46 protein-coding genes are annotated in these 25,940 nt (G+C 69.6%); 40 read left to right on the forward strand and 6 right to left on the reverse strand.

The genetic code is table 11. The features are described from left to right. Window positions 1-210 precede the first annotated feature (210 nt). On the reverse strand, window positions 211-627 hold the full coding sequence (locus tag IE206_RS18705; RefSeq protein ID WP_189963338.1) for a hypothetical protein: 417 nt from the start codon (window positions 625-627) through the stop codon (window positions 211-213). A 258-nt stretch (window positions 628-885) separates the two neighbouring features. Here IE206_RS18705 and IE206_RS18710 point away from each other — a divergent pair, with 258 nt between their 5' ends. The 27 genes from IE206_RS18710 to IE206_RS18840 all read left to right on the forward strand — a co-directional run bounded on the left by IE206_RS18710 (window position 886) and on the right by IE206_RS18840 (window position 15,480). Continuing rightward, a complete protein-coding gene (locus tag IE206_RS18710; protein ID WP_226599721.1) occupies window positions 886-1,191 on the forward strand; it encodes a helix-turn-helix domain-containing protein in 306 nt (101 codons plus the stop codon). Next, entirely contained in the window at window positions 1,191-1,373 is a 183-nt protein-coding gene (locus IE206_RS18715; RefSeq protein ID WP_189963340.1) for a hypothetical protein, read from the forward strand. The genes IE206_RS18710 and IE206_RS18715 overlap by 1 nt, the downstream gene beginning before the upstream one ends. 80 nt (window positions 1,374-1,453) lie before the next feature. Continuing rightward, a complete protein-coding gene (locus IE206_RS18720) occupies window positions 1,454-1,807 on the forward strand; it encodes a hypothetical protein (protein ID WP_189963342.1) in 354 nt (117 codons plus the stop codon). Beyond that, window positions 1,804-2,025, forward strand: a complete 222-nt coding sequence (locus IE206_RS18725) for a hypothetical protein (RefSeq protein WP_189963343.1) — start codon at window positions 1,804-1,806, stop codon at window positions 2,023-2,025. Before IE206_RS18720 ends, IE206_RS18725 begins: the two co-directional genes overlap by 4 nt. A gap of 17 nt (window positions 2,026-2,042) precedes the next feature. Beyond that, the gene (locus tag IE206_RS18730; RefSeq protein WP_189963345.1) at window positions 2,043-2,621 is read left to right on the forward strand and encodes a hypothetical protein; all 579 of its coding nucleotides are present in this window, start codon (window positions 2,043-2,045) and stop codon (window positions 2,619-2,621) included. 87 nt (window positions 2,622-2,708) lie between these two features. Further along, entirely contained in the window at window positions 2,709-3,086 is a 378-nt protein-coding gene (locus IE206_RS18735; protein WP_189963347.1) for a hypothetical protein, read from the forward strand. After that, a complete protein-coding gene (locus IE206_RS18740; protein WP_189963349.1) occupies window positions 3,083-3,346 on the forward strand; it encodes a hypothetical protein in 264 nt (87 codons plus the stop codon). Before IE206_RS18735 ends, IE206_RS18740 begins: the two co-directional genes overlap by 4 nt. A gap of 5 nt (window positions 3,347-3,351) precedes the next feature. Continuing rightward, window positions 3,352-3,525 carry a hypothetical protein gene (locus IE206_RS18745; protein ID WP_189963648.1) on the forward strand — a complete coding sequence of 58 codons (174 nt, stop codon included), beginning with the start codon at window positions 3,352-3,354 and terminating at the stop codon, window positions 3,523-3,525. Beyond that, the gene (locus tag IE206_RS18750; RefSeq protein ID WP_189963351.1) at window positions 3,522-3,767 is read left to right on the forward strand and encodes a hypothetical protein; all 246 of its coding nucleotides are present in this window, start codon (window positions 3,522-3,524) and stop codon (window positions 3,765-3,767) included. The genes IE206_RS18745 and IE206_RS18750 overlap by 4 nt, the downstream gene beginning before the upstream one ends. After that, on the forward strand, window positions 3,764-4,018 hold the full coding sequence (locus IE206_RS18755) for a hypothetical protein (protein WP_189963353.1): 255 nt from the start codon (window positions 3,764-3,766) through the stop codon (window positions 4,016-4,018). Before IE206_RS18750 ends, IE206_RS18755 begins: the two co-directional genes overlap by 4 nt. Then, a complete protein-coding gene (locus IE206_RS18760; RefSeq protein ID WP_189963355.1) occupies window positions 4,015-4,938 on the forward strand; it encodes a hypothetical protein in 924 nt (307 codons plus the stop codon). Before IE206_RS18755 ends, IE206_RS18760 begins: the two co-directional genes overlap by 4 nt. Next, on the forward strand, window positions 4,938-6,059 hold the full coding sequence (locus IE206_RS18765) for a recombination directionality factor (protein WP_189963358.1): 1,122 nt from the start codon (window positions 4,938-4,940) through the stop codon (window positions 6,057-6,059). The genes IE206_RS18760 and IE206_RS18765 overlap by 1 nt, the downstream gene beginning before the upstream one ends. After that, on the forward strand, window positions 6,056-6,781 hold the full coding sequence (locus tag IE206_RS18770) for a 3'-5' exonuclease (RefSeq protein WP_189963359.1): 726 nt from the start codon (window positions 6,056-6,058) through the stop codon (window positions 6,779-6,781). Before IE206_RS18765 ends, IE206_RS18770 begins: the two co-directional genes overlap by 4 nt. After that, a complete protein-coding gene (locus IE206_RS18775; RefSeq protein ID WP_189963361.1) occupies window positions 6,778-7,371 on the forward strand; it encodes a hypothetical protein in 594 nt (197 codons plus the stop codon). The genes IE206_RS18770 and IE206_RS18775 overlap by 4 nt, the downstream gene beginning before the upstream one ends. Further along, window positions 7,368-7,616, forward strand: a complete 249-nt coding sequence (locus IE206_RS18780) for a WhiB family transcriptional regulator (protein ID WP_189963363.1) — start codon at window positions 7,368-7,370, stop codon at window positions 7,614-7,616. Before IE206_RS18775 ends, IE206_RS18780 begins: the two co-directional genes overlap by 4 nt. Next, window positions 7,613-7,816 carry a hypothetical protein gene (locus IE206_RS18785; protein ID WP_189963365.1) on the forward strand — a complete coding sequence of 68 codons (204 nt, stop codon included), beginning with the start codon at window positions 7,613-7,615 and terminating at the stop codon, window positions 7,814-7,816. Before IE206_RS18780 ends, IE206_RS18785 begins: the two co-directional genes overlap by 4 nt. Then, window positions 7,813-8,178 carry a YfdP family phage-associated protein gene (locus IE206_RS18790; protein WP_189963367.1) on the forward strand — a complete coding sequence of 122 codons (366 nt, stop codon included), beginning with the start codon at window positions 7,813-7,815 and terminating at the stop codon, window positions 8,176-8,178. The genes IE206_RS18785 and IE206_RS18790 overlap by 4 nt, the downstream gene beginning before the upstream one ends. A 2-nt stretch (window positions 8,179-8,180) precedes the next feature. Then, complete coding sequence (locus IE206_RS18795; RefSeq protein ID WP_189963369.1) at window positions 8,181-8,993, forward strand: DUF2303 family protein; 813 nt, start codon at window positions 8,181-8,183, stop codon at window positions 8,991-8,993. Continuing rightward, window positions 8,993-9,283, forward strand: coding sequence for a hypothetical protein (locus IE206_RS18800; RefSeq protein WP_226599722.1), 291 nt, complete (start codon window positions 8,993-8,995; stop codon window positions 9,281-9,283). Before IE206_RS18795 ends, IE206_RS18800 begins: the two co-directional genes overlap by 1 nt. An 11-nt stretch (window positions 9,284-9,294) precedes the next feature. Next, a complete protein-coding gene (locus tag IE206_RS18805) occupies window positions 9,295-11,001 on the forward strand; it encodes an AAA family ATPase (RefSeq protein WP_189963371.1) in 1,707 nt (568 codons plus the stop codon). A gap of 172 nt (window positions 11,002-11,173) precedes the next feature. Further along, window positions 11,174-11,602 (forward strand): hypothetical protein, encoded by a 429-nt coding sequence (locus IE206_RS18810; protein WP_189963373.1) that lies wholly within the window; start codon window positions 11,174-11,176, stop codon window positions 11,600-11,602. A gap of 101 nt (window positions 11,603-11,703) precedes the next feature. Beyond that, on the forward strand, window positions 11,704-11,913 hold the full coding sequence (locus IE206_RS18815) for a hypothetical protein (protein WP_189963376.1): 210 nt from the start codon (window positions 11,704-11,706) through the stop codon (window positions 11,911-11,913). Continuing rightward, complete coding sequence (locus tag IE206_RS18820; RefSeq protein WP_226599723.1) at window positions 11,910-12,257, forward strand: hypothetical protein; 348 nt, start codon at window positions 11,910-11,912, stop codon at window positions 12,255-12,257. The genes IE206_RS18815 and IE206_RS18820 overlap by 4 nt, the downstream gene beginning before the upstream one ends. A 91-nt stretch (window positions 12,258-12,348) precedes the next feature. Beyond that, window positions 12,349-12,540: a hypothetical protein gene (locus tag IE206_RS18825; protein ID WP_189963377.1), complete on the forward strand. Its 192-nt coding sequence runs from the start codon at window positions 12,349-12,351 to the stop codon at window positions 12,538-12,540. Window positions 12,541-12,643: 103 nt separating this feature from the next. Then, window positions 12,644-13,066 carry an SLOG family protein gene (locus IE206_RS18830; RefSeq protein WP_189963379.1) on the forward strand — a complete coding sequence of 141 codons (423 nt, stop codon included), beginning with the start codon at window positions 12,644-12,646 and terminating at the stop codon, window positions 13,064-13,066. A 690-nt stretch (window positions 13,067-13,756) separates the two neighbouring features. Beyond that, window positions 13,757-14,152, forward strand: coding sequence for a hypothetical protein (locus IE206_RS18835; protein WP_189963381.1), 396 nt, complete (start codon window positions 13,757-13,759; stop codon window positions 14,150-14,152). A gap of 194 nt (window positions 14,153-14,346) precedes the next feature. Next, entirely contained in the window at window positions 14,347-15,480 is a 1,134-nt protein-coding gene (locus IE206_RS18840) for a VanZ family protein (protein WP_189963382.1), read from the forward strand. A 931-nt stretch (window positions 15,481-16,411) separates the two neighbouring features. On the opposite strand, the gene IE206_RS18845 is transcribed toward IE206_RS18840, so the two are convergent. From IE206_RS18845 to IE206_RS18855, 3 genes are all read right to left on the reverse strand, one after another. Continuing rightward, a complete protein-coding gene (locus IE206_RS18845; RefSeq protein WP_189963384.1) occupies window positions 16,412-16,903 on the reverse strand; it encodes a hypothetical protein in 492 nt (163 codons plus the stop codon). A gap of 81 nt (window positions 16,904-16,984) precedes the next feature. Next, complete coding sequence (locus IE206_RS18850; RefSeq protein WP_189963386.1) at window positions 16,985-17,509, reverse strand: GIY-YIG nuclease family protein; 525 nt, start codon at window positions 17,507-17,509, stop codon at window positions 16,985-16,987. Next, window positions 17,457-17,795, reverse strand: a complete 339-nt coding sequence (locus IE206_RS18855; RefSeq protein ID WP_189963388.1) for a sigma-70 RNA polymerase sigma factor region 4 domain-containing protein — start codon at window positions 17,793-17,795, stop codon at window positions 17,457-17,459. Before IE206_RS18855 ends, IE206_RS18850 begins: the two co-directional genes overlap by 53 nt. Window positions 17,796-17,962: 167 nt before the next feature. Here IE206_RS18855 and IE206_RS18860 point away from each other — a divergent pair, with 167 nt between their 5' ends. The 9 genes from IE206_RS18860 (at window position 17,963) to IE206_RS18900 (ending at window position 22,283) form a co-directional block, all read left to right on the forward strand. Further along, window positions 17,963-18,280 (forward strand): hypothetical protein, encoded by a 318-nt coding sequence (locus IE206_RS18860; RefSeq protein ID WP_189963390.1) that lies wholly within the window; start codon window positions 17,963-17,965, stop codon window positions 18,278-18,280. A gap of 219 nt (window positions 18,281-18,499) precedes the next feature. Further along, a complete protein-coding gene (locus tag IE206_RS18865) occupies window positions 18,500-18,814 on the forward strand; it encodes a hypothetical protein (RefSeq protein ID WP_189963392.1) in 315 nt (104 codons plus the stop codon). A 65-nt stretch (window positions 18,815-18,879) separates the two neighbouring features. Beyond that, window positions 18,880-19,809, forward strand: coding sequence for a DUF2637 domain-containing protein (locus IE206_RS18870; protein ID WP_226599724.1), 930 nt, complete (start codon window positions 18,880-18,882; stop codon window positions 19,807-19,809). Continuing rightward, window positions 19,809-19,988, forward strand: a complete 180-nt coding sequence (locus IE206_RS18875; RefSeq protein WP_189963397.1) for a hypothetical protein — start codon at window positions 19,809-19,811, stop codon at window positions 19,986-19,988. The genes IE206_RS18870 and IE206_RS18875 overlap by 1 nt, the downstream gene beginning before the upstream one ends. A 4-nt stretch (window positions 19,989-19,992) precedes the next feature. Continuing rightward, window positions 19,993-20,199, forward strand: coding sequence for a hypothetical protein (locus IE206_RS18880; RefSeq protein WP_189963398.1), 207 nt, complete (start codon window positions 19,993-19,995; stop codon window positions 20,197-20,199). Window positions 20,200-20,207: 8 nt separating this feature from the next. Next, a complete protein-coding gene (locus IE206_RS18885) occupies window positions 20,208-20,726 on the forward strand; it encodes a hypothetical protein (protein ID WP_189963401.1) in 519 nt (172 codons plus the stop codon). Continuing rightward, complete coding sequence (locus IE206_RS18890; protein WP_226599725.1) at window positions 20,723-21,241, forward strand: hypothetical protein; 519 nt, start codon at window positions 20,723-20,725, stop codon at window positions 21,239-21,241. The genes IE206_RS18885 and IE206_RS18890 overlap by 4 nt, the downstream gene beginning before the upstream one ends. Further along, on the forward strand, window positions 21,238-22,002 hold the full coding sequence (locus tag IE206_RS18895; protein ID WP_189963403.1) for a hypothetical protein: 765 nt from the start codon (window positions 21,238-21,240) through the stop codon (window positions 22,000-22,002). The genes IE206_RS18890 and IE206_RS18895 overlap by 4 nt, the downstream gene beginning before the upstream one ends. Then, entirely contained in the window at window positions 21,999-22,283 is a 285-nt protein-coding gene (locus IE206_RS18900; protein WP_189963405.1) for a hypothetical protein, read from the forward strand. The genes IE206_RS18895 and IE206_RS18900 overlap by 4 nt, the downstream gene beginning before the upstream one ends. A gap of 157 nt (window positions 22,284-22,440) precedes the next feature. Here IE206_RS18900 and IE206_RS18905 read toward each other — a convergent pair whose 3' ends face one another. Both IE206_RS18905 and IE206_RS18910 read right to left on the reverse strand, forming a co-directional pair. Beyond that, window positions 22,441-22,671, reverse strand: a complete 231-nt coding sequence (locus tag IE206_RS18905) for a hypothetical protein (RefSeq protein WP_189963407.1) — start codon at window positions 22,669-22,671, stop codon at window positions 22,441-22,443. Between the two features lie 52 nt (window positions 22,672-22,723). Further along, window positions 22,724-22,936, reverse strand: a complete 213-nt coding sequence (locus tag IE206_RS18910; protein ID WP_189963409.1) for a hypothetical protein — start codon at window positions 22,934-22,936, stop codon at window positions 22,724-22,726. A gap of 118 nt (window positions 22,937-23,054) precedes the next feature. Between IE206_RS18910 and IE206_RS18915 the strand changes: the two genes are divergently transcribed. The 4 genes from IE206_RS18915 (at window position 23,055) to IE206_RS18930 (ending at window position 25,758) form a co-directional block, all read left to right on the forward strand. Further along, window positions 23,055-23,387: a DUF6011 domain-containing protein gene (locus IE206_RS18915; protein ID WP_189963411.1), complete on the forward strand. Its 333-nt coding sequence runs from the start codon at window positions 23,055-23,057 to the stop codon at window positions 23,385-23,387. 19 nt (window positions 23,388-23,406) lie between these two features. Beyond that, window positions 23,407-23,745 (forward strand): hypothetical protein, encoded by a 339-nt coding sequence (locus IE206_RS18920; protein ID WP_189963414.1) that lies wholly within the window; start codon window positions 23,407-23,409, stop codon window positions 23,743-23,745. Window positions 23,746-23,821: 76 nt separating this feature from the next. Continuing rightward, complete coding sequence (locus tag IE206_RS18925; protein WP_189963415.1) at window positions 23,822-24,358, forward strand: hypothetical protein; 537 nt, start codon at window positions 23,822-23,824, stop codon at window positions 24,356-24,358. Further along, window positions 24,355-25,758 carry a phage terminase large subunit gene (locus IE206_RS18930; RefSeq protein WP_189963417.1) on the forward strand — a complete coding sequence of 468 codons (1,404 nt, stop codon included), beginning with the start codon at window positions 24,355-24,357 and terminating at the stop codon, window positions 25,756-25,758. Before IE206_RS18925 ends, IE206_RS18930 begins: the two co-directional genes overlap by 4 nt. Window positions 25,759-25,940 lie beyond the last annotated feature (182 nt).

Consider the following 25,940-nt stretch of genomic DNA (forward strand, 5'->3'; position numbering starts at 1 on the left):
TCCCTCGTTGTCAGCCATGTGACCCCCATTGGCGTGGCCTGCGACACAAACGAATCAGGTGTTCGATTCGCACGGCGTACGCAGACTACTGGACTCTCACGCCCCCCAGGCGGAGCAGTAATGGTGCCGGATTGGACAACTTTTGACTACCCGGCGCACGCAAGAACTACCGTGCGTGCCAGCATTGGCCAAAGGAATATGCCCGCGGCGCTACTGAGGGTCCGTGAACGCGTCCAACAGGCGCATCACTTGCTCACGTTGAGTAGGCGTCAGCTTGTCCGCCCGCTCCACCAGCGCACGCGCCTCCCCGCTCGCAGACCACACCACGTCGATCCCCAGGAACTCGGCCGCAGCCGCATCCTGAACGCGCCTCAGCGGGACATCGACACCCACCGCCAGCCCGCGCAGCATCACCAAGTCGGGCGGCTGGACAGGTAGGCCAGTCAACAACCGGTGCAGCCAGCTCGACTTGATCACCTGCTGACCGGACTCAGGGTCGACGCAGCGCGCGGCCAGCCGTTCGTAGCTCAGGCCGGCCGCGTCCTTGCGTTCTCTTACCAAGTCCCGTAGCTGGGTGCGCGGCGACGAGGTCAGCGCGCCGCGATCTTGTTCAGCCATGAGGTTCATACTGCCACTCCGTGTCTACGCATGGGCCGTGGGGTGTCCATGTGACCAGCGATTCGCGGAGGTGATTTTCGCTGGTGACGCGGGGCTCCCATCCCGCGCGCTGGACAGAGTGTCCATGCAAAACGACGGCGCACGCTAGAGCGCACTTGCAGATAGGCGCAATTCCAGCCCTCGCATCCAAGGAGCTGGACAGACCGTCCAAGCAGTGCAATGCTCTTCTCATCCAAGCAGTGCAACGAATCAATGCACGGGGTGGACGTGACTACACCTGACCCGGATCAGAACCTGATCCCGCTCTTCAAGCTCCTGGACCGCGAACTCATGGCGCGGCTCATGCAGCGCACCGGTACCGGTGCCGCCGTGACCGTGCGTGAACTGGCCTCCAAGGCATCCGTCCCACACGGGACGATCGGCAACCTCCTCACCGGCGAACAGGAATCTGTCTTCCTGCCCTCGGCCTGCGCGATCTGCGCAGTCCTCGGTGTGGATCTGCTGATCCTGTTCGCCCCCATGGGCCGGTCCAGCCGACACACCGGCGGCCGCCGCCTCGAAATGTCGGCGTGATGAACGGCCAGCCCTTCAGCCGCGCAGCCGCCGAGCGGCGTCTCGGCCCGGCTGCGGTCGCCGCGATCGCCCGGCTCGTCGAAGCGGCTCCCCCGCTTCGCGCCGAGCAGCGCATGCAGTTGCAGGCGGTCTTCAACTCGGCCCGCCCCGCACTGCCCCAGGCCCCGCCTCGCGCCGCCTGATCAACGAAGTACGGGGCCGCTCGGACGGCTATCCGAAACGACCCCTCGGCACCTCAACCACTCGAAGAAATCGAGGAACCGTGAGCACCAAGACTACCCACCGACCGCCCGCCACCAGGTGGGGCGCGATCAGTGACAACCGTCTCGCTGTCGAGGCGATGCTCGACTCCCTGCCCCTGCCCTGCCCGACGCTCATCTCCCGGCCGGACGCCGTGTACGTGACGGTCGCCGACGTGGACGACCTCGGTGTCTGGCTCCGTGCGTGTGGCGGCACCATCCGCGTCAGCCCGGAGTTCGGGGGCGTCGAGCTCTGGATGCTGCACACGGAGACGCCGGAGCGGACCGACGGCTCGACGGTGGCGGTGCGGGTGTGCGTGCCGGTGCTGGCGGACGAGTCGGTCATGCACGACATTCGCGCGGCGGTGAAGGCATGAACGACATCGTCCGGGTCACGTTCGACCCGTCCACGGAGATCGAACCGCTGACCGCGAAGAGCGACGACCTCGCCCTGACCGTGGCCCGCTACCTGGTTCGCCTGTCCGGCGAGCAGATGCGGGTGGACTACGCGGAGACGTTCGGGGTCGGCGCCGCGTACACGTCGGTGCGGCTGTTCGCGACGTTCGAGGTCGCGTCGATCGGCGATGCGAAGTGAGCGCCTCGGTGCGGCGGGTGGCCGCTGCCGAGGGTGTGATCCGCGCGGCGTGGAAGCGCTCGAACGCCGAGCCGTGGCACTTCATCGGGGTGGCTGCTCAGGCCCTGGAGGACGCGGGCCGGTTGACGTCGCCGGAGACGGCCGCAGATCTGGAGCGGCTGCGGCTGCTCCAGAACGCGCAGCCTGCCGCCCTGTCCCAGGAGCAGATCGACGCGCTCGCGGACGCCGGTAACGAGGCGCTCAACGACCACTACCACGAAGACCTCTGTTTCTGCTTGGCATGGCCGGAGAGCTGCTTGAGCAGCGGGAACTACTTCGCCGGGTACTGGGACACGGCCGCGTTCAGCATCGGCATGCCTGCCGTGATCGGCGCGTGGGAGGCGATGCGTGCTCGGGACGAGGCTGACGAACTGGCCCGGCTGCGGACGCGGGTCGGTGAGCTGGAGGCCGCGCTCGCGGACTTGACGGAGCCGGACGTCGACGGGGCGGGCCGGACGTACTCCGAGTACCAGCCCTCTGCTGCGTCCAGTCGACGTGACGGGTCCGTGGCCAAGCTCAAGGCCCTGCTCGCCGTGCAGCGGGGTGAGCGCCCGTGATGCCGCTCGTAATCCTCACGATCCTCGCGCTCGGCCTGGTCTGTGTGACCGCCGCGCTCGTACTCGACTCCACTTCCGGGGGCTCCGATGAGCACTGACCGTACGCCCGTTGACGGGCCGTTCCGTATCCACGTCGATGCCACGCCGACCGGTGCGACCCTCGACGTGACGCACTACCTCACGACCGTGCTGCTCTCTCTTGCGGCCGCCGCCGAGGAGGACGGGGAGGGGCTGCTCGCCGAGCTGGTCGAGGTGGCTGGGCTGGCTCGGTCGGCTCAGGCGCAGGGCCGTGACTCGCATGCGGCGCATGAGCGTGATGAGCGGGTGGCCGCGCTGTTGGCCGAGGTGGCTGATGAGGGGCTGATCCCGGTGTACGGCCCGGCGGTTGGCCGGTTGGCTGATCGGCTGCGGGAGATCGCTGCTCCTCGTCCGGTGCCGTCGCAGCGTGAGGCAGGTGCCGCGTGACCGCCCGCCGTCAGTACCGACTGCTCGCGAACGTCGACCACGGCAAGGTCCGCACCTACCGCAAGGGCTGCTGTTGCGCGTCATGCACGGCTGCGGCCGTCGACGCGGCACGCCGTTGGCAGGCGAAGGCGAGGCAGAAGCCCTTCGCCGAGATCCCGCACGGCACCGCAGGCGGCTACACGAACTATGCGTGCCGCTGCCCAGAGTGCACCGCCGCGATGACTGCGGCCAAGCGGCCGCACGGCAGGGGGCAGGTGTGACCCACATGACCGACGCCGAGCGTGTCCTCGGCCAGATCGAGCGCGGCGAGTGCCGCGTCGGCCCCGACGCCGCGCGGGAGATCGCCGCCCGGCATGAGGCCGCGTACGGCGCGGCCTGGCCCGCCGACCACGCATGGGCCGAAGCCCTCACCGCACTCCCCCAGGACGGAACCTCATGAGCCTGCGCCTCTCCTGGCCCACCCTCACGTGGCGCCCCGCCCCGCGGCTGGACCAGACGTACCACGCCGACACGGACTCCCACACCTACGTGGTCGACCACGACGGCACCTCCTGGTGCCTCCGTGCCTGGCACCACGGCAAGCCCATCTCGATCGACCTCAACTACTCGGACAACCCCGACGTGCTCATGCAGTTCGCGGACCAGCACGCCGCACAGCAGAAGGCCGGAGGCGTCCGATGACCGGACCCGAGCACTACCGCGAGGCCGAGCGGCTCATCGCCGTCGCCGTGCGCAGCGATCAGACGACGTACGAGGGCGAGAACCCCGAGGCCGACCGGACGCTCGCCGAGGCGCAGGTGCACGCGACGCTCGCGCTCGCCGCGGCCACCGCGCTCGTGGACGAGACGCCTCGCAGCGACTCGCACAGCGAGTACCGCGCATGGCAGTCCGTCGCAGGCAGCCCGTACCAGGGGCCCGGTGAGGCCCGATGACCAACACGACTGTGCGTGCCGGGGCTTCGGCCCCGGCCGCCGGCCGCCGCTCCCGCACCAAGCAGGAGCAGCCGACCGGCACCGACCGCATCCCCCGCCCGTCGCAGGGCTGGTACCGCGTGCCCGGCACCGACACCAAGTTGCGCCGCGTCACCACGATCTTGAGCCAGGGCTCCACCAAGGGCGACGTCCTTTCCAAGTGGGCCGCCAACCTGGTGGCCGAGGTGGCGATGGCGAATCTGCCGCGCCTCGTCTCGTCCTCCCTGTACACCGAGCAGCGCGCCGAGACGTACGACTGGCTGCGCCGGGCGCCGCTCCGCAAGCGCGACGAGCGGGCCGACATCGGCTCGGCAGTTCACTCCATCATCGAGGCCCACGTGCTGGGCATGCCGGTCCCCGAGGATCTCCTCAACGACCTGGAGATGGCGCCGTACCTGGCCCACTTCCTTCGGTTCGTGGACGAGTGGCAGGTCACCTTCGAGGCGTCGGAGATGGTCGTCGGGAGCTACGAGCACGGCTATGCCGGGACCCTCGACTACCTCCTTAAGTCCCCGTTGATCGCCGGAGAGTTCGGCATCCCGGCGAGCACGGTCCTGCTCGGCGACACGAAGACCGGCGGCGAGCTCGACGTCAAGGGCGTCTATCCCGAGGCCGCCTTGCAGATGGCCGCCTACCGCAAAGCCGATGTGGCGTGGCTGCGGGACGGCACGAACGTGCCGATGCCCGCGACCCATGACCGCGGAGTCGTATTGCACCTGCGCCCCGAGGGATACCGGCTCATCCCGATCGCGTGCGGCGACGACGTGTTCGCCCAGTTCCGCATCACCCAACAGGCCGCCGAGTGGATCTCCGGCCTGTCCAAGACCGTCGTCGGCGAGGCCCTCGCCCTGCCCACCGCTCCAGAAGAGAGGGCCGCCTGATGCCCATCCTTGATCTTCAGCGCCGCATGCGACAGCTCGGCGAGATCCGCATCGGCCACGTCGTCTCCGGCGTGTCCAAGAAGGGCAACGCGTACACCAGCCCCGCCAAGCTCAAGTACTTCCGGTTCACCAGCCCGAGCCGCGAGATCCTCGCCGAGGTCGCCACCCTCTACGGTGGCGACGTCAAGCCCTGGACCCCGGCCAACGGCGGCCCGGCCGAGTTCGAGGTGTACTCCACCACCAACCGCCTCCCGGTTCTCATCCCGCCGAACGACGCGGTCTCCCAGTGGTACGAGCTGTACGCCGGGTCGAAGTGCCGACGCCGCTGCGACGGCGTCACCGAGCACAAGTCCGACCGGCCGTGCATGTGTGACCCGGAAGACCGCGAGTGCAAGATCACGACCCGGGTGAACGTCATGCTGCGCGACGTGCCCGCGCTCGGCCAGTGGCTGCTCGTGTCCAAGGGCTATTACGCGGCGGTGACGCTGCCCCCGGCGGCCGAGCTGCTGGCGCAGGCCGGCGGGTACGTCGCGGGCTGGCTCGGCATGGAGGAGAAGCTCGTTCAGCGGGACGAGGGTCCGGCACGGTTCATGGTGCCGACGCTCGATGTGGAGATCACCCCGGCTGCGTTGATGGCTGGGCAGATCACCGGCGGCGCGGCGGCGGTCGCGTCCGGCCCGGAGCGCGTCGCAATCACCGGCGGGCGGCCGGACTACGCGGCCCTCGCCGCCGTCGCCAAGACCGCCGACGAGGTCGGCAAGCTGTGGAAGCAGGCAGTCGACAGCAAGCACATGGATGACGCACTCGCCGCCGTCCTCAATGCCCGTGGTGCCGAGCTGCGCGCTGGAGAAACGGGCGGCGAGACGGGCGAGTCGGGGCAGGACGACGCGACATCGGCCACCGAGGACCCTGCCGACGAGGTCCACGACGCCGAGTTCGTCGAGGACGACGACGTCGAAGAGATCTGGTTCCAGATCATCGCCGCCGCCGGGCCCCTCGGCCTCACCACCGACCAGGTAGAGGCCCGCTTCGCCGAGGCCAACGGCGGACTCCACCCGTCGACCGCATCAGCCGACCGGCTCCGCACCTTCCTCAAGTCGCTGAAGGCAGCACGCTCATGAGCTGGCACACCGGCCGCCTGGCTGGCTTCGATCTTGAGACGACGGGCGTCGACGTCGAGAACGACCGCATCGTCACCGCCTGCGTCGTCTGCTGCGGCGGCGGCCTGCCTACCCGATCGGCCACGTGGCTCGCCGACCCCGGCATCGAGATCCCCGAGGAAGCCGCCAAGGTCCACGGCATCACGACCGAGAAGGCTCGCACCGAGGGCCGTCCGGCCGCCGAGGTCATCGAGCAGGTGATCGCCTCGTTGCTCGACGCCGTCGAGGGCGGCCTGCCGATCGTGGCGATGAACGCGAGCTTCGACCTGACGGTCCTCGACCGCGAGGCCCGACGCCACGGCGCGATGCCACTGACCGATCTCATCGGCGAGGAACTGCGGGTCGTCGACCCGCGCGTCCTGGACAAGCACATCGCCAAGTACCGCAGCGGCAGCCGCACCCTCACCGCCCTGTGCGCGACGTACCAGGTGGCCCTCGACGGCGCGCACTCGGCGGACGCCGACGCCCTCGCAGCGTGCCGCCTGGCCTGGCGCATGGGGATGGTCACGCCGACGCTCGCCGAACTCTCGCTCGCCCAGCTGCACGAGAAGCAGATCGGATGGGCCCGCGAGCAGGGTGAGAGCTTGGCCGCGTACTTCCGTCGCACGCCCGGCAAGGAGGAGCAGGCCGACGGTGTCCGCACCGAGTGGCCGCTCATCCCCCACCAGCGGAGCGCCTCATGACCCTGCCGCTCTTCCCGTCAACTCCCGCGGCCGGGCTGCCCGCTGCCCGCCCGGCCGCGGTGACCCGCCCCTTGGTCATCGGTCTGGATCTTTCGCTCACGTGCACCGGCGTGGCGGGCGAGGGCTGGACGGACCACATCCGCACCAAGCTGCGCGGCGACGCCCGCCTCGGCTACCTCGAAGCGCAGGTGGCCTCGTTCATCAGGCAGGCCAACTTGGTGGTCATGGAGGGTCCGTCGTACGGACACGCCGCGCTCGCCGGACACGAAGACCTCGCTGGGCTGCGCGTCCTGGTTCGCCGCTACTGCTGGCGCCGCAGCATCCCGTACGCCGTCATCCCCCCGTCGAACCTCAAGCTGTACGCCGCCGGGCGCGGCAACGCGATCAAGGGCGAAATACGCAGCGCCATCGCCGACCGGTACGGCATCCACACCGAGGGCGCCGCACGCTACGACGAGGCCGACGCCTACGCCGCGCTCGCGGCCGGCATGCACTGGCTCGGCTACCCGCTCGCCCCAGTCCCGGAGCGCAACGCCAAGGCGCTGGACGGCTGCGCGTGGCCGGAGCACCCGCCGGTGGTGGCGAGATGACACACCGTTTCTTCGTCCCGTCCGACGGTGCCGTCCCGCTCTGCGCGCAGACCGACCCAGAGATCTTCTTCCCCGAGAGGGGCGCCAGCAACGTGCCCGCCAAGACGCTCTGCTTCGCCTGTGCGGCTCGCGTCGAGTGCCTCGGCTACGCCCTCGACAACGACGAACGGTTCGGGATCTGGGGCGGCCTGTCCGAGCGTGAACGCCGCCGCCTGCTGCGCCCCGACGCGAGCGAGGCGGCATGACAGCCGCACCGCAGCGCGTCACGGCCGCGCTGTTCATCGACATGACCAACGGCCGCGCCCGCTACGAGTGCCTCCTCTGCGGCGCCCGCGCAGGCCCCGTCCAAGGGCGCCGCAAGGTCGCCGAGTTCGTCCAGACCATCCGCGCGAATCACCGCGCGGAATGCCCCCACCTCCATCAGCAAGGAGCACACGCCGCATGACCACCACCGACAACAAGCCGGACACCGAGCCCGCCGACATCGCCGCGTTCCTCGCCGGACACCTCAACGGCCGCACCGCCGAAGAGCTCTCCGGCGAGCTGCACCAGCTCCTCGACGCCGTCCGCGCCCACGGCAAGAAGGGCCAGCTCGTCATCACCTTCATCGTCGACCCGCCCGCCAACGGCGTCGAGTCCGCGCCCCTCCCCATCGGCATCGAGTCCGCCGTCAAGGCTCCCAAGCCCACGCCCGTGAAGTCCCTGTACTTCCTCGACGACGAGGGCAACCCCGTCCGTGAGGACCCGCGACAGCTCGCCATGGACTTCCGCACCGCGCCCACCACCACCGAGTTCAAGGACATCTGACCGTGACCGACATCGACAACGTCCAGACCATCGTTGAGACCGCGCGCCTCTCCGCCACCCCGGCCGAACTGGAGCCCGGCAAGATCTACGCCTTCAACACCCCCACCGGAGTGCATGAGGTCGACCTGAGCGGACCCGCCTTCACGGGTGTCCCGAGCCGTAAGCAGGGCACCACCCTCGTCCGCGACGCCGTCTCCTTCCACGCCTACTACGACAAGCACCACGACGAGAACACCGAAGTGTTCGCCGACGCCGAACGGCTCACCGTCACCGCCATCCTCGACGCCCACACCGCGGACACGGCCCGGTGGTCCGGCCACCGCCTCGCCCTGTCGCTGCGCCAGACCGACGCGTGGAAGCAGTGGCTCGCCTACGACGGCAAGCTCATGGCACAGGAGCCGTTCGCCGAGTTCCTAGAGGACCACCTCCCGGAGCTGATCGAGCCGACCGCCGCGGACATGCTGGAGATCGCGCAGTCCATCCAGGGCGCCACCAAGGCCGAGTTCCAGGCCGGCACCCGTCTCGCCACCGGCCAGCGTCAGCTGTCGTACGTCGAGACGACCACCGCGAAGGCGGGCAGCAAGGGACAGCTGACCATCCCCGAGACGTTCACCATCGGGCTGGTGCCGTTCGAGGGCAGCGAGGGCTACAAGCTCACCGCCCGGCTGCGCTACCGCATCGAGCGGGGCGGGGAACTCCGCATCGGCTACAAGCTGGAGCGGCCCGGCGACATCCAGCGGACAGCATTCGCTGACGTCGTCAAGGCGATCGCCGAGCAGATCGACCAGCCGATCATGAACGGCGCCTGCGCCTGATGGCGGGGCGCGCGAGCGGGAGCGGCACCACCCGGTGCCCCTCCTGCTCCGCGCCCATCCTCCGCCAGCTGGTGGGCCGGGTCGCCGCCCTCGACGTCACCGCGGACCTCACCCCGCTCACCCCCGCCGAGCAGCGCGCCGTACGCGAACCCAACCGGCTCATCTGGTGCCTCTACCGCGCAGGCCCCCACACGGCCCCTCGCCTGCGCTGGACCGGCCGCGACCACCCCGCAGCGTGCCCCCACCCCCACGTCACTCAGCACCGCTGCCCGCCCACCACCCTGTTCTGAGGAGCCAGCACGTGGAGAACGTCCGTCCCCTCCCGCGCGACACGGGGGACAGTGACGCCCTCAACCGGCGCATGCCCCATGACGCTGATGCCGAGTGGCTCATCGGCGGCGTCATCATGCACGACCCCGAGGCCTACAAGGCCTGCGCCCAGATCATCAAACGTGACGACCTGTACCTCCGCCCTGTCCGCCTCATCTGGGACGTCGTCGGCGGCATGGTCGCCGAGAACAAAGAGCTCCACCCCGTCCTCGTCCGAGCCGAGATCGACCGCCTCGGCCGACTGCGCGAGGTCGACGGCGGCGCCCTCATCGACCGCCTCGGCACCGACTACATCACCCCCTCCATGGCCCCCGCGTTCGCCGAACGCATCCGCGACGAGGCCCGCCTGCGCCGCCACCTCGAACACGCCACCGCCATCGAAGCCGCCATCCTCACCGGCACCGCCGACCCCGACCACCTCGACAAGCTCACCGCCAAGCAGACCGAGTACGAAGCCAGCCGCACCACCGCCGACAGCCCCACCCACCTCACCGGCGCCCTCCTCGACTGGGGCCCCTTCTTCGCCACCGACTTCGGCGCCGTCGACCTCCTGCCCGGCCGCCTCCTCGCCCCCGGCCAACAGATCACCGTCGTCGGCGACGGCAAGGCCGGCAAGTCCCTCCTCGTCCAGGAGTGGCTGTGGCGCATGGCCACCGGCCAGAGCTGCCTCGGTGACCGGCCGCAGCCCGCCGTGCCGGTGCTGTACGTCGACGCCGAGAACGGACACCAGGACATTCAGGAACGCTTCGTGTCGTACGGCGGCGGCCCCGGCCGCATGGGCCTCATGTCGTACGCCAGCTTCCCGCCGATCCGCCCCCTCGACACCGCGGGCGGCGGGCAAGACCTCCTCGCCCTGGTGCGGGACTGCGAGGCCCAACTCGTCTGCCTCGACACCGTGTCCCGCTTCATCTCCGGCCCCGAGAACGACGCCGACACCTGGCTCTCCCTCTACCGCCACACCCTGCTCCCCCTCAAGCGCGCCGGCGTCGCCTCCGTACGCCTCGACCACATGGGCAAGGACGGCGAGCGAGGCGCCCGCGGCTCCTCCGCCAAGACACAAGACGTCGACCACGTATGGGAGCTGCGCGCACAGGGCGGCGGGAACCTGCTGCTGCGCCGCACCCACACCCGTACCGGCATCGGCCCCGAACAGTTCGCGCTGGTGCGCCAGGCCCGCAGGGACGGCGACCGCTACATGCCCGGCTGCACCCGCCACATCCTCATGACCTACGAGCACCTCGAACAGAACATCGTCGGCTCCGACGAGCAGATCATCCTCGCCCTCGACGGCGCCGGCGTCCCCCTCGACGCGGGCAACCGGGTCGTCAAGGCCAAGCTCGCCGAGCTCCAGATCCCCGCCGGATCCGACAAGATCGCCCGCGTAGTCAAGGCCCGCCAAAACAGGGCCAAATCGGACAGCGCTCGGCGTTCCCCGGAACGTTCCCCCGACCCCTTCCAAGAGACGTTCCCCGGGAACGTTCCCCGGAACGCGTCAAGGGACGGTAAAGCCCCAGCTCAAACGTTCCCCGGTAACACCGAGGGAACGTCAGGAACGCCCCCCGTTCCCCCCGTTCCCCCCTCGAAGAGGGGGGAACGGGGAGGGAACGCCAGGAACAGCCACACCAACAACCCCCCTCTGCGACATCTGCAACCACCCCCTCAGCCGCGACTGGGCTGACCGCGGATACGCCGTACACCTCGGCTGCGACCCCGCCACCGGCAGCCACCCCGACAGACCCACCCACCCCACCGACCACCCCAACACCGACGTCGCCTGACCCCGGACAACCACATCCCACGGCAACGAGACACCCCGTCTCGCCGCCTCTCCCCGCGTAAGGACACCCGCCATGTACCCGACCCTGTTCCGCACCCCCGGTGTCGCCCGGTTCGCCGAGGCCGTTGACGCTGAGCGTCAGGCTCAGCTCATCAAGTGGGGCGAGCAGCGCCACCCCAACGGCACCGGCGGCGCCCTGGACCAACGGGCCGCGCGCGACGCCCGCACGGCGTGCCAGTACGCCGCCGAGAGGGGTGTCGTCACGTGGCGGGACATCCTCGGTGAGGAGGTCGCCGAGGCCTTCGCCGAGTCCGACCCCGCCGCGCTGCGGGCCGAGCTGGTTCAGGTCGCTGCGGTGTGCGCCGCGTGGATCAGCGACCTAGACCAGCGCGTCTACCCGTGCGCCCACTGCGGCGAAGAGATCGCCGTCGACCCCGCCCGGTGGACGTGGTTCGGGCCGGTGCCGGAGCCGGGCCAGCCGTCGAACCTCGCGCCCCGCTAGCACTTCGACCGCGACGAGTGCCGTGTGGCGGGCGGCGAGCAGCCGCGCGCGCCGCGCCTCGACCCTCCTGCCCCCGACTACAACGCGTAAGGAGCACCACCGTGTTCGAGTACACCGACGTCTACGGCAGGCGCCTCGCCATCTCGCCGGACGTTGACGCGTCCGGCGCCCCGGTCCTCTGCCTCTCCGTGTCGACCGGTCGCGCAGTGCTGACCGTTCAGGTGGCGGCGGGGCGCACCGAGGAGGTCGTCGCGGGCATCCGCGGCACCGTCCGCCAGCCTGGAGCAGCTGCCGCGGGGAGCGCGTCGTGAGCGGCTTCTGGCGCCGCTTCCTGGCGGCCCTCACGCACAGTGGCCCCGGCTACGACACGACCCCGCCGCGCCTGCCTGCACCCCGAGGGGGTGACGCGCCGGCTGAACTCCCCCGCCGCTTCCAACTGCTGCGCCACCGTGACGTGTCCGGGATCTCCGGCACCGGCGTCGTTGCCCTCGGCGTGTGCTGGCCCGACGGGACTGCCTCGGTGCGCTGGCTCGGCGACCGGCCGTCGATCGTGTTCTGGGACCGGGGCGGCATGGCCGACGCCGAGCACGTTCACGGGCATGGCGGGGCCACCGAGGTTGTGTGGCTGGATCCGGCCGAGGAGCAGCCGTCGTGATCTACCTCTGTCTCGCCGTGTACATCGCGCTCGTCTCCATCGGCACGGCGCTGGTCGCCGTCGACCTCAACCCGCCACGGAAGGACCACCGATGACCCGTCGTGAGCCCACGATCCACAACCCCGCCCTCATGATCCAGTGCCCGCGCTGCGACTGTGTGGCCGGCGCCCCCTGCCTCGACACCCGGGGCTCCCGTCTCCGCGACGGCCGGGTGCACCTCGCCCGCACCGCCGCTCACCGCCGCCGCGAGGCTGCACGCAAGCCGCGGGAGGCCGGCCGATGACGACCGCGCTCACCGTCGTGCTCTGGCTCGCCGCAGCCAACCTCTCCGCTTCGCTCTTCGCCCTCGGCTACGCCCTGTTCCAGTCCTGGAAGGACCGCTGCTGATGACCGCCGCCCCGTACCGGGTCCTCGTCACCGGCTCGCGCGACTGGCGCGACGAGCAGCGTGTACGCCGTGAACTCGCCTGCGCCTGGCAGGAGTCCGGCCGCCCGATAGTCGTCGTGCACGGCGCGTGCGACACCGGCGCCGACCGGCACGCCGCCCTGTGGGTCCGCGACTGCCGCGCCACGCTGCTCGGCGGCGTCACCGACGAGCCCCACCCCGCCGCCTGGAAGCAGGGTCCGGGCGCCGGCCCTGCCCGCAACCGGCTGATGGTCGACTCCCGCCCGTCCCTGTGCCTGGCGTTCATCGCGCCGTGCACCAAGTGGAACTGCACCCGGCCGGACGTGCACGGCAGTCACGGGGCGTCACAGTGCGCCGCCTATGCCGAGGTGCGCGGCATCACTACCAGGAGGTTTACGCCATGACCCGACTCGAACGCGCCCGCATGATCCTGCTGTTCGCCACCTGGGTCGGGCTGCTCGCCGTGGCGTGCGTCTACGCGCAGGCCGCTGTGTGGCCCGTGGCGGCCCTGCTGGGGATGGGGGCGGTGGTCTTGCGCCGACGCCGCTCTGAACGCCCAGGAGAAGGCCAGAGAGCTGCACGCTGCGTGCGTCCAGCTGGGGCAGCAGGATCTCGACGCGCGAGGACTCGACGGGGAGGTCCGGTGACTCGCCCCGCTCTCCTCCTCGCCTGCACCCTCATCACGGGCAGGCGAGTACTGCGAGGCGCGGTGGCCCAACCATGGGCGGGAGTATGCGAACGACCGCCGAACGCAGTCCGATCCATACACGGGAGCCCAGGGCTAAATCCTCCTGTCGAGGCCGTCGGATCAATTCCCAATTATTCTGCTGGTGGGGTTAGTTCACGCCACTTGCAGCGAGGGGAAGACCCACCATAGAGCCACCGCGATGAGCGCTAGGGGCAGCCGACTTTCCGGCGCAGCAGGCGATTCAGCACCTACCGAGGCGGCGCAAATATGGGTAATCCGGGCGTCGCGTTTCAGTCAAGGCAGGTTAAACATGTTGCTCGTCATGAGGAGTTCAGCGAGTCTTCCCTTTGTCACCGCCCATCGGACACATGTTCGACTCGGGCTAATTCAAGGGGAGGGGCATTTCATGTTCAAGAAAGCCGTAACCGTAGCCGCGCTGACCGGCGCGTTGGCATTGACAGGCGGGACAGCGTTCGCTTTCGGGGGAGCCAGTACCTCGCTCAGCAACGGAACTCTAAGCGTCTACGCCGACGACGGTTGCAACGTCTCCGGAAATTGCAGCCTGTTCTACTCCCAGACCAGCTACAAGAAGACGGGCGGCTCCAGCGTCTCCATTCAGCTGGCCGTGTGGACGGACAACCGACTTCGCAAGACGGACGCGATGACCGTCTCCTCCGGCCAGACGAAGACCAACAGTTGGGGTGGAATCGCCAAGTCTGAGTCTTCGTCCACCTGTAACATCACCGGCTACATGGTTGCGAGCACGGGCAAGTACTACACGCCGCCCGTATCCGTCTGCTAGTTCCGGAAGCCGTTGCGGCTGGAGGGTGACTTGTTCCCTCCAGCCGCAGCTCCCCACGAAAAGGCCACACTGTGATCAAAGCGTCTATCGGGGCGGTACCGGGGCTCATCCTGTCGTTCCTGATCCTGGCTGCCGTACTCGCTGGAACCACGGCACTCATATCTCGGGCACGAAAGAAGCCACTACTCCTTCCCGTGCTGCTGGCCATCTGCATGGCGGGCGTATCCACGGTGACCTTGCTCCCGAGCGGCGCCGGCACACCAGTTGGCCAGTGCGACACAGGCCTTCCGGGCCATGTACTCACGTCGTCGAGCTCCCTCCTCAACATCGGCTTGTTCGCCCCTGGGGCCGCACTGAGCACGCTGCTGTTCCGCCGGCCCGCAACGACGGCTGCCACATTTGTGGTCTTCAGCGGATTGATCGAATTCATCCAATCCGTCACGCCGTTGGGCCGTTCGTGCAGCGTCACCGACGTCACAGCCAATTCGATAGGCGCGCTTCTCGGTGTCGCGGGCGCCACGGTGTGGCTGCGGATGAATGATCGCCCTCTCCGTCGACCGCTACGCGACCTTGCCTGGGCTGCAGGGATCGCACTCGTCGGCTCGGCAGCACTGGCCGGTGGCTTCAACTCCCAGGTGAAGGGCATCAATGTCGTCGCGATCGACGACTCCCGTCAGGCCTTCGGCGATGCCACTGACGGCTCCGACGCCTGGCTGTCCTCCGAGGCGGAGGCCGTGTTCGGACCCGGCACACACGCCACCGAGACGTCCGCGGAGAAGGACGGGAGCCGATGGAAGATCAGCGCTACGACGAACCGCGGAACGATTTCAGGCTGGTGGCCGGACCGAACCCTTGAGAAAGCCTGGGCTTCCAACAACCGTGGCGACACTGGCAAGCTGAGCGGGGCCCAAGCGGGCCAAGTCGCCCGCACCTTCGCCGAAAAGCACTTCCCCGACAGCCTCGCAGGAAGCGATCAGACGATCCGTACCCTTGGCGACGGGTCCGATGCTGCATACCTGGTGACCTACCGCCGCCACCGCCACGGCGTCATGATGCCCATGCGGCTCGACTTCACGATCACCAAGACCGGCCGAATGATCGGTTTCACTTCCAAGGCGGTCAAGGACCCTGCCCTGCCTCAGGCGACCGTCACGGAGAACACCGCGCGAGCGCAGGCGGCAAAGGCCGCCGGCGCCAAGACGACGAGCGCTCAGCTCCTCGCCCAGCAAGTGGGCGGCCAATGGCGCCCCGTCTGGCTGGTAGGTGCGAACAACGCCGACGTGTGGCTCGACGGCGTCACCGGTCAGAAGGTCACGCCCGACAAGTAGGTCCGATCGGCCCTCGATCGAGACTCGCCCCTCCCGCCCCCGTCCCAGGCGGGAGGGGCGAGTCTCTGCGGCCACTCGTCATGGCGGAGACGCTGCCCGAATGGATCGCTACTCACACTGCGTGAGCTGTGCATGCGCGAGCCCCCGCCCAGGGTCGGGCGGGGGCTGACGCGTGCTCAGGGTCAGTCTGTTGGTCCGGCGGGAGTCGGTATGCGAGGTACCCCGCGAGGCGCCGCGCCTTCACGTCCCAGTCGTGTGCGGCGTCGGCCATCCTCTTGACGGTCAGGCCAGCGCATCGCCTTCTGCCCGACATGGCGAACGTGACATCATGACCCCGACCTTGGGAGGGGACATGGCAAATGGCCATGGTGCGCGCGCAGCCGGCATCACGGTCGCGGTATCCGTTCTCAGTGGTGTGGTGATCATCGCGCTAGGCGGAGCGCAGCCTTATGCCGCCAGCACTGACGACCAGCCGCAGGCGGCCTACAGCGCACCTCCGGCCGCGCCAACGCCGAAACCGTCGTACACCTGCCCCGACGACAGTCGGGTGGACGACGTCATCTGGTGCATAGGCAGGACATCGACGCGGTCACCCGCGGCCCCTCCTCCGCGTGCTACCTACAGCCCCCGGTACACGCCTGACCCGGACTCGGCGCCGCCCGTGGTGTCCAGCGTCCCGGCCGGTGGGGGCTCCCTGTGCGGCGACGGTACGTTCTCGGGGGCATCGGGGCAGGGCGCCTGTTCGTGGCATAAGGGGGTCGTGAAACCGCCGAAGGTACCCAAGCTGCCGAAGGCGCCGCCCCTGAAGTTGCCCAAGGCCCCGCCGCACATCAAGGTGCCTAAGCTTCGTTGATGTTGCGAGCAGCGCTCCAGTACGACACTGCGGAGACGCTGCCCGAATGGATCGTCAGCCGCACCGGGGCTACGCCAGTCAATACCGGGATGGCACCCGCAGGGGGATCCAGTCATCCTGGTCCTGCCAGCGAACGAACAGTTGCGGCGGAACAGGCCGACCCCAACCCCCGGCCATCGTGAAGTCGCGCCCTTCGCCAGCAGCCAGCGAGGACGGCACCCCTGGGCTCAGGTTCTGAGTTGTGGGTAGGTCTCGATCACTTACCATGACTGCGTTCGCCGAGGCCTGGCCATCGTTCACGATGCGGTACTTGGTGCCGTACAAGTGGTGAATGGCGAGTTCCACCTTTGGTCTGGCCGCTTCCGCCTCGGCTAGGCGCCTCTCCTGCGCCTGGCTCTGCTCATGGGCCAGTGCCGCCTCGGCGGCGTCCGCCGATCTGACCGACGCTTCCGCTGCTGTTGCAGCGGCATCTGCGGACCGCCTACCGTCACCACGCGCCTTGAGACTGACGATGAAAGCGCCAACCGAGAGCACGAGCGCTGCCCATGCGGGCACATCTCCCCATTCCATGAGCAGACACTAGGGCTGGAATCATCGGCTGGCAGCAAAAGCCCCCGCCCGCTCACGGCGGGGGCTGACGTGTGCGCGCAGCTACAACCAAACCACAGGCGGGTAGGCCACCCCATCGGGGAAGGCGCCCGACGCTTCCTTGTACGCCCGCTCGGCCATGAGCCCGGCCCGCCGCGCCGTACGCTCTGGCGCGCCCGCCTCAACGAGTCTGGCCTGGACCAGTCGCCGAAGCTGGTTCGCCTGCCGCAAGACCTTGCCCTTGGTCCTCGCCTGCTCCCGGTTGGCCCGCTGCCGTACCGACCGCTTGGCGTTGTCCTGTGGCGTGCCTGCCTGGTTGTAGAGCGGCGCCTCGTTCCAGATGGCCGCTGACTCCGCCTCGCACGCCTTGTTCCGCGTGGGATGCCACGTCTCCTCGCGGCGCGCCACCTGCGGCCACCACGGCTTGTCACTGCGGTGAGCAGCGAACCGGGTGGACGGGTCCTTGGTCACGCCGACGTAGAGCAGCCGGTCGGCACTGTCGTACAGGCGGTAGAGGGCCGTGGCACTCCCGTGCTCAACTCCCGCCGGTGGCCGGTTCGTCGGGTTGTTCGCTTGCTCCTGGGTCATCGTTCCCCTTGGCTGCCTTGGGTCGGTCGGCCCATGACCCGGAGTGGCCGCGCAGGATGTCTTGCACCGTGCCGAGGGACACCGAGATCTCGGCAGCGATCTTCCGAAACGACATGCCCTGAGCACGCAGGTCGACGACGACCTCCCGTCGCAGCGCCGCGAGTCGAGGCGTCCGCTTGGTCTGGTCGGCGAGCACCTTGCTGATCGCACGCGCTCGCTCCGTCGGGTCGGCGATCTCCTCCAAAGCATCCATGGCCTTGATCACCTGCTCCGCCTCGTCGGTCAAAACCCGGTCCCTTCTTCGGGCGGGCCGCTTCCCCAGAGCGTATGGGGGCCCATACACTTCAAGGAAGTGGCCACGCGCTACTGACGCACAAAGCCCCCGGCCCGGCGCTGGAACGCCATATGGGCCGGGGGCGGACCCACTCTGAAGCGATCGAAGGAGCAGGCCCGATGCCTGAGCGTACCGATCACGTCCAGCCCGATGAATACCCACGACGCGCTACCGGCCCCAGCACGGACGGGTGTGCCGTCCTCAACGCCGCGGCCGACCGGCTCTCCGCCGTGCGCCCTGACGGCGTGATGCGTGAGCCGATCCGTCTCGCCCTCGCCCTGCGATACGCCACGCAGGCCCACGGCTTCAGGTCGCAGCGCGCGGACGAGGTGGAGCGTGAGGTGCTGCGCCTCATGCCGATCATCGCCCCCAGCTCGACCACCACGCGTGGCGAGTACGCGCTGATCCTTCGGCGCGCGGCGGGCGGTGCGGCATGACGACCAAGCACACGCACAAGGGGAGCTTCGGCCGCCTCGTCGACGGCTGCCCGCGCTGTGACGAACTCGCCCGCGGCGCCAAGCCTGTGTCCTGGCAGGCCGACAAGACGCGGCGCGACCAGGAGCAGCGCGACGCCGCGCAGCGCGCCCACTTCGCCCCCGGCGGCCCGCACGCGCGCGGTACCTGCGGGCCCGTGTGCACGTTCGGGAGTGGTGACCGTGGCAGGACAGAAGCCCGGCCACATCGCGGTCATGCTCGACAAGGTCGCCAGCACGCTGGAGAACTCCACCGGGCTGAACCCCGACCAAGCCGTCCGCCTGGCCATCTGGGGCGACGCCGACACTCCGGACCCCGAGCACGGCACGCCTAGCGCCGACATGTTCAGGGAGATCACGGTGCTCATCGCGTGCCACATCGCGAACGAGGACGGGATGGACCCCCGGGACAGCATCGCCTGGATTCCACCACACCGTGCGGCCGCGGCATGCCGGGCCGGAGCACGCCGCTGGTGGACCATCGCCGCCCGCGGCTGACCAATCAACCGGCCGGGCCCGCCACTTCCCCGCGGGCCCGGCCCCGCTGCTCCTGGAGCTGCACCGTGACCACCGCACCACGCCGCCTCGGCGGAGCCATCCGCACCGCATGGGCCGTCGTCGTCCTCATGATGCTCGGCGCCGCCGCCTGGTCCATCAGCGGACTCCTCATCCGCTGGGGCATGAACCACACCGCAGCATGGGGCTTCAGCGTCATGTACGACGCCGCCGGCCTCATCTGCGCCGACTACGCCCGCCGGGCGATCGAACGCAACACCCCGGCCGGACTGCCGCGCCTGTCACTCTTGGCGTTCGTCGCCGTGTCCGGCGTCCTCAACTGGTCGCACGGCCAAGCCATCGGCGGTCGGCCCGCAGCGTGGGGCCTGGCCGCGCTGTCCGGCGGTGTCGAGCTGCTCACCGAGCTGCACCGGCGTGACGTGCGTGACGAGCAGCGCGCTGCCCGCGGCCTCGTCGCCGAACGCCTCCCGCACATCCCCGTGTTGGGGTGGATCATGTTCCCCGGCCGGGCGTGGCAGACCCTGCGCGGCGCGGTCGGGGCGCGCCTCGACCTCCTCGACCCGGTGCAGACCGAGGCTCGGACACAGGACAAGGACAGGGCCGGGCACGCGTCCGGGACTGTCCGGGCCGCTGTCCGCGCTGTCCTGGACACGGTGCCCGACGCGACCGAGGACGACGTCTTCGACCAGCTCGACATCCTCGGCATCGACTACGACGAGGACACTGTCCGCGCCATCCTGGACAGCGGACAGGACACGCAGGACAGCAGGTCACGGGGCACGCTGCACCCGATCGCCCCGCCGGGCCAGTCCATCGCGGACACGATCCGGACAGGCCGGTCCACCGGTGTCCGGGACAGGGACAAGCTCGTGTCCTACGTCCGGCAGGTTCATGGTCCGGATGTCCGCCGAGACACGATCATCCGAACCATCAGCCGCATCGAGCGGGACGAGAAGCGCACGCGGCGGGGTGCCTGATGCTGCTCGCCCTCATCGGCTTCCCCACCGCGGCCATCGTCGCCGCCCTCGGCCTGGCCCTCGGGACGTACCGCGACCAGGTACCGCACGCCACCCTCGTACGCGCCGTGCTCCTCGTCGCCGTCTCCTGCATCGCCACGGGAGCGCTGTGCCTGGCCCTCGCCTGGGTCGGCTGGTAGCGCCGTGGCCCACCTCGAACTCCGTGACCTGGCCGACGGCTGGCACCTGTGCGTCGCCCTCGGCCTCACCACGCCCGCAGCAGCCCGCCTCACCGACGCGTTCGCCGCGCTCCTCGTCGTCGCCGCCTGGCACGCCGGCCACTACCGGTCGGCCGTCACGCTCGCCGCGACCACGGTGAGCACCGCCGCCGTGTCGGCCTACCTTCTGTGAGCCCTGCCATGTCTCAGCCGATCGAGCCGACGCGGATCATTCCGCCCGGCGTGCACATCCCGACGCTGCTCTCGGCCGCGCCGCCTCCCCCTCCGCCGCCTCCTCCTCCGGCGCCGACGTGGTACTCCATGCCGGAGCCGCCGCCGCCTGCTCCGCTGGAAGTACGGGTGACCGTAGACCTCGTTCACCCCGCCCCGGAGCCCGAGCCCGCGCGTGACTGGTCGTGGCTGTGGGCGTGGCTGCGGCCCGTGCAGACGATCCTCACGGCCGGGATAGCCGCGCTTCCGGTCCTGCCCGGTGGGCACAGCCTCATCAGCGGGTGGGCCGAGGCGCTGCATCAGTGCCGCACCGAGGCCAGCACCGGCGGCGCCTACGCGCTCGCCGTCGTCGCGCTCGCCGTGACGCTGCTCCTCGACCGCTCCCGCCGGTGGTGGGCACGCACGCTGCTCGTCACCGCGGTCCTCGGCGGGACGGGCGCCATGTCCTGGTTCGACCCGGTGACCGCTCTCACGGGGGTGACCCGTTGAACGGCACCACAGTGGGGCTGTCTCTTGCCGGGCTCGCCCTTGCCCTCGCCGTCCTGTGGGCGAACCTGCGGCCCTGGTGGGAGGGCACCCGCGACCCCAAGGCGCTGGCTCCGTTCGGGTCCGGGTTCCTGCTCGGCGCCCTGTCGACCATGTGCACCGGCGGCCTGCTGGGCTGGCTCGCAGGCTGCACCCCGGGCGTGACCAACGGTGTCGGAGACAAGGCCGTGTCGGCCGTCACCGGGCGGGGAGGAAGCGCCACGCTCGCGCACGGCAGCCTCGGAGCGCTCACGCCGAACGGCGCGATCGTGGTGTTCCTCGCGACGATCGCCATCGTCCTGGGCTGGCGAGCGGCAGGGAAGCAGGACAAGAAGCGCACGGCAGGCGGCGCGTTGGTCGGCTCCACCCTCTGCGTTACGGCCGGAGTAGCGAGCCTCTTGAACTGGCTTCCTGGCCTTGTGAATCAGGGCGGGGACCAGGTCGTGGCTGCGTTCAACGGGCTGGGTGGTTTGCTGTGAGCCGCCTCAACCGGGCCGCGTCGCGCCTCGCCACCGGCGCCACGCTGCTCGCCCGCCGCATCATCGACCGAACCTCAGCGTGGGTGCGCGCGGGGCGCCGCGAGGATCTCACCGGCTGGCAGGCCTCGTTGGGCTGCTGGGTGCGCCTCGCCCTCGTCGTGGCCGGAGTGTGGATCGCGTGGCGCATCGTCCGCGCCGCCCCGGCCGTGCTGTGGGCTGTGCTGCCCGTGCTTGGCCTCGCGGCGTGGCGCGCGGGCCGGCCGCCCCGCAAGCCGGTGGCGCCGGCGGCCGCCGCGGCCGAGGTCCCGGAGCCGGCCGAGGAGCAGCCCGTATCGACGCTCTCCGACGCCGAGTTCATCGACCTCGTCCGGCGCTGCATCGGGCCCCGCTCGGGTGTCCATCTCGCGGTGCTCCCCGACCTCCTCGGCGAGCTCACCGGCGAGCCGTGGTCGGGGGCCCGGGTGAGGGCCTCCCTCAAGGCGGCCGGGGTGCCCGTGTCGGGGTCCGTCCGGATGCGCGGCCGGAAGGTGTCGACGGGGGTGCGCCTGGACGCTCTCCCCTGCCCCTCTCCGACCCCTCCTGTAGCTCCGCCCGTGGGTGTAGTTCCCGCAGGTCAGGATCCAGCTACGCCGGGAACTACAACTACAGCTACACCCAGTCGCCGCCGCGTGGGGGACTGGATCGTCGAGGCGGTCGACGACGCGCGCAACCCGGCCGCGACGCACGTACGCGCGACCAGGGCGGAGGTGAACAAGCCATGACGCGTCACGAGGACTGGTTCCGGATCTACGACAGCGCCCCTGTCTCCGACGTGGACATCCGGGCGGCCTACACCAAGGAGATCAGTGTCGACGGTGCCGTGTGGGAGTGCCCGCACGAAATGACTGGCGAGCACCTGAAGCTCGACATGACCGAGGCCCTGATCGCCGAACGCACGGTTGGACTGCGCAACGGCGTCGTGGTGATCGAGAGCCCCTATCCCATGGGTGGGCTGATCCGCTACACACCCACAGCCCACGTTCGTGCGAGCGGGCGGGGGTGAACGAGTCATGATCCAGCGCCTGTTGCGCGTCCTCGTCCGCGCCAACCCGACGTACTGCGCGGCCTGCGGATGGTGGGTCACCAGCTGCCCGCACCAGAGTTGATCGTCAGCGTTCAGGCCCCGTCGCGGCTTCCCTGCCCGGCGGGGTCTCGCTGTGTCAGCCCTGGTAGTTGTCGGTGTACTGCGGCCCGCCGGGCTCCGACTCGCAGCCCTCGGTGCGGTCCGGGGTGCCGTGGCCGATGACGAGGGCGTACGAGTCGGGGACGAACCGGCACCCCTTGTCAGCCCATTGGCCAGCCACGGCAGTCCAGAGGATGAGGAGCAGGCAGGCGAGGACGATCGTTGTGGATCTCTTGAGGGGCCATCTTCGGCCAGGCGCGTCGGACATGCGCGCGATTGTGACGCGTGCGGGGCCGGATGCGGGAGGGGTTCGACGAGACTCAGTCGGCTTCTGACCAAGGCCCGGCGGCCGGCCGCTCGGGGAGCTTGGCGCCGGGGCGGCGCAGGTACCAGCGGATGAACTCGCGTACGACGGCGGCGCGGGGGCTGCGGCCGGTCGGATGCTGCGCCTTGGTCGCGTCCTCGAACGGGCCCCATTCGCTGTCGGGGATGCGCATCTGGCGGGGCTTGTCGTACTCCTGGTCGTCGGTCATGGGGGGAACGGTACCGCCCTGGATTCGTAGCTACAAGTTTCTCGACCAACCCCCTTGCCTTGTAGCTACAAGCGGCGTAACTTTGTAGCTACAAGGAAGCCGCACCGAGGGGGATCTGATGAACGCCACCACCCACACCAACTGCCTCCGCTGCGGCCGCCACCTCACCAGCACCAAGAGCCAGGCCACCGGCTACGGCCCCACCTGCGCCCGCAAGATCCGCAACGCCGCCGTCGACCTCGCCGACTACAAGGCCCACCAGATCGCCTCGGCCCGCGAGCTCATCGAGGACGGCGCGATCATCCCCCTCCGCTCCGTCGTCTTCCTCGCGATCTCCACCGACGGCACCGAGACCTACCGCAGCGCCCCGACCGGCTGCACCTGCGCCGCCGGGCGCAAGGGCGGGGGCTGCTACCACCAGCTCGCCGCCCGCATGCTCCTCGCCGCCTGACCCTCGAAGGGACCACGCCATGGACACCGACCTCGCCGCCCGCGTACGCACCGCCCTCGGACTCAAGGGCAACCCCGCCATCGACACCGCCGCCGGGGAGACCGAGACCCGCCTCGGCCTCTGGTCCGTCCGCGAACTCGACCACCTGTACGCCCGCGTCGGCGGCACCGTGACCGGCCGCCTGGTGGAACTCCCTTTCAGTGAGGGCACGTTCCCCGCGATCGAGATCACCATCACCGTCGACCTGCCCGGTGTCGGCACGGCACAGGCCTTCACCGACTGGGTACCGGCGGACGAGCCGTACGCGTTCGCGCTGCCGCTGCTGGCGGCACTGCCTGCCTCGCAGCTCACCGTCTGACACACCGAAGGGCCCGTCCCAGGATCCGCACCCGGGACGGGCCCTCTCCGGAGCACCTCGCCGCTAACATCAAATCATGACGACCGTCAACAATCCATCACAGGGCGAGCCGGGCAAGCAGCCGACCCGCTCTGAAGGGAACGGTCAGTTCGTCCGCACCGACGACACCGCGCGCCGCGACGCCCAAGCCGCCGCCCTCCGGTCGCAGGGCAAGACGTTCGAGCACATCGCCACCGCCCTCGGCTACGCCGACAAGGGCGGCGCCTGGCGTGGCGTACGACGCGCCCGCCGTGACGCAGCGATCGAGCCCGTCACCAAGCTCGTCGAGACGGAGTCCGCCGAGCTCGACGAGCTGTACGCCCGCGCCCTGGAGATCCTCGACCGGCACCACATCACAGTGCAGCAAGGCCGCGTGGTCACGATGCTCGACGTCGACACCGGCCGCGAGGTTCCGATCCCGGACGACGGGCCCAAGCTCCAGGCCCTCCAAGTCGCCCTGAAGATCCGCGAGTCGTACCGCAAGCTGCATGGCCTCGACGCCGAGAAGAAGATCAACCTGTCCGGCGGCGTCCGCTACGAGATCGTCGGCATCGACCCCGCCGACCTCACATGACCACCGCCACCGACGCCCCCACCGTCGTCCGCTACGAACCCCGTGGCGCCGCCGTCCAGCTGTTCAAGGCGCGGGAGTCCGAGGTCGTCATCGCCGGACCGGCCGGCACCGGCAAGAGCCTGGCCGCCCTGTTCCGCGTGCACCTCGCTGCGCTCCACAACCCGGGCATCCGATGCATGATCGTCCGCAAGACGGCGGTATCGCTCGGCTCCACCACTCTGGTGACGTACGAGAAGAAGGTGGCGAAAGCCGCGCTGAGCGCTGGCGTCGTGTCCTGGTTCGGCGGGTCGACGCGCGAGGCTGCTTGCTACCGGTACTCGAACGGGTCCGTGATCGTGGTCGGGGGCATGGACAAGCCCGACAAGATCTTGTCGGCGGACTACGACTTGGTGTTCTGCGACGAGGCGACCGAGTTCACCGAGACGGACTGGGAGACCATCGCCACTCGCCTGCGCAATGGCATGCTGTCGTGGCAGCAGCAGATCGCGGCATGCAACCCCGCGCACCCCACGCACTGGCTGAAGCAACGCTGCGACCGGGGCCAAGCCCGGATGCTGGTATCGCGGCACAAGGACAACCCGGCGTACATGAACGCCGACGGCAGCCACACGCGGGCCGGCCGGGACTACTTCGCCAAGCTCGACGGCCTCACCGGCGTGCGCAAGTCGCGGCTGCGGGACGGAACGTGGGCGGCAGCCGAGGGCCTGATCTACGAGGGGTGGGACGACGCCGTCCACCTCATCGACCCGCGGCCCATCCCTGCCGAGTGGACGCGGTGGATGAGCATCGACTTCGGGTTCACGAACCCTTTCGTGGCGCAGTGGTGGGCCGAAGATCCGGACGGACGTCTGTACTTGTACCGGGAGATCTACCGCACCAAGACCCTCGTCGAGGACCACGCGGCTCACATCCTCCGCCTCGTCCGCCGCTGCGCCGAGTGCTGCGGCTCGACGGCCACCGCGCACGACTGCCACGCCTGCGAGGCGTGCGCCCTGGAGTGGACCGAGCCGAAGCCACGCGCGATCTACGCCGACCACGACGCCGAGGACCGGGCCACTCTGGAGCGCCACCTCGGCCTGTCGACCGTGCCCGCCAAGAAGTCCGTGAGCGACGGAATCCAGGCGGTGAATTCTCGGATGAAGGTGCTCGCCGACGGCCGGGCGCGGCTGTTCGTGATGCGCGGCGCGCTGGTCAAGGTCGACCGGGCATTGGAGGCGGCGTCGCTCCCGACGTGCACCGAGGAGGAGATCACCGGCTACGTGTGGGCGGTGAAGCCCGGTAATGCGGGTGGGCTGAAGGAGGCGCCGGTGAAGGAGAACGATCACGGTATGGACGCCATGCGGTACGCGGTCGCGGGCTGCGATCTGGTGGGGCGTCCTCAGATGAGGTGGGTGGGATGAAAAGAGTCAACCCCTCTTTGCTGAAAAATTTGCGGCCAACAGCTACATTGACAGGAGGATTTACGGCGATCACGGCTGGATTCTGGGACATCTTCGGTTCCGGGGTCGGTTTGATCACCGGGGGAATCGCGCTCCTCACCCTTCAGTGGTGGGTCGACCGCGACTGACAAGGGCGGAGGGAC

The organism is Streptomyces violascens, from assembly GCF_014649955.1.
Taxonomy (GTDB): domain Bacteria; phylum Actinomycetota; class Actinomycetes; order Streptomycetales; family Streptomycetaceae; genus Streptomyces; species Streptomyces violascens.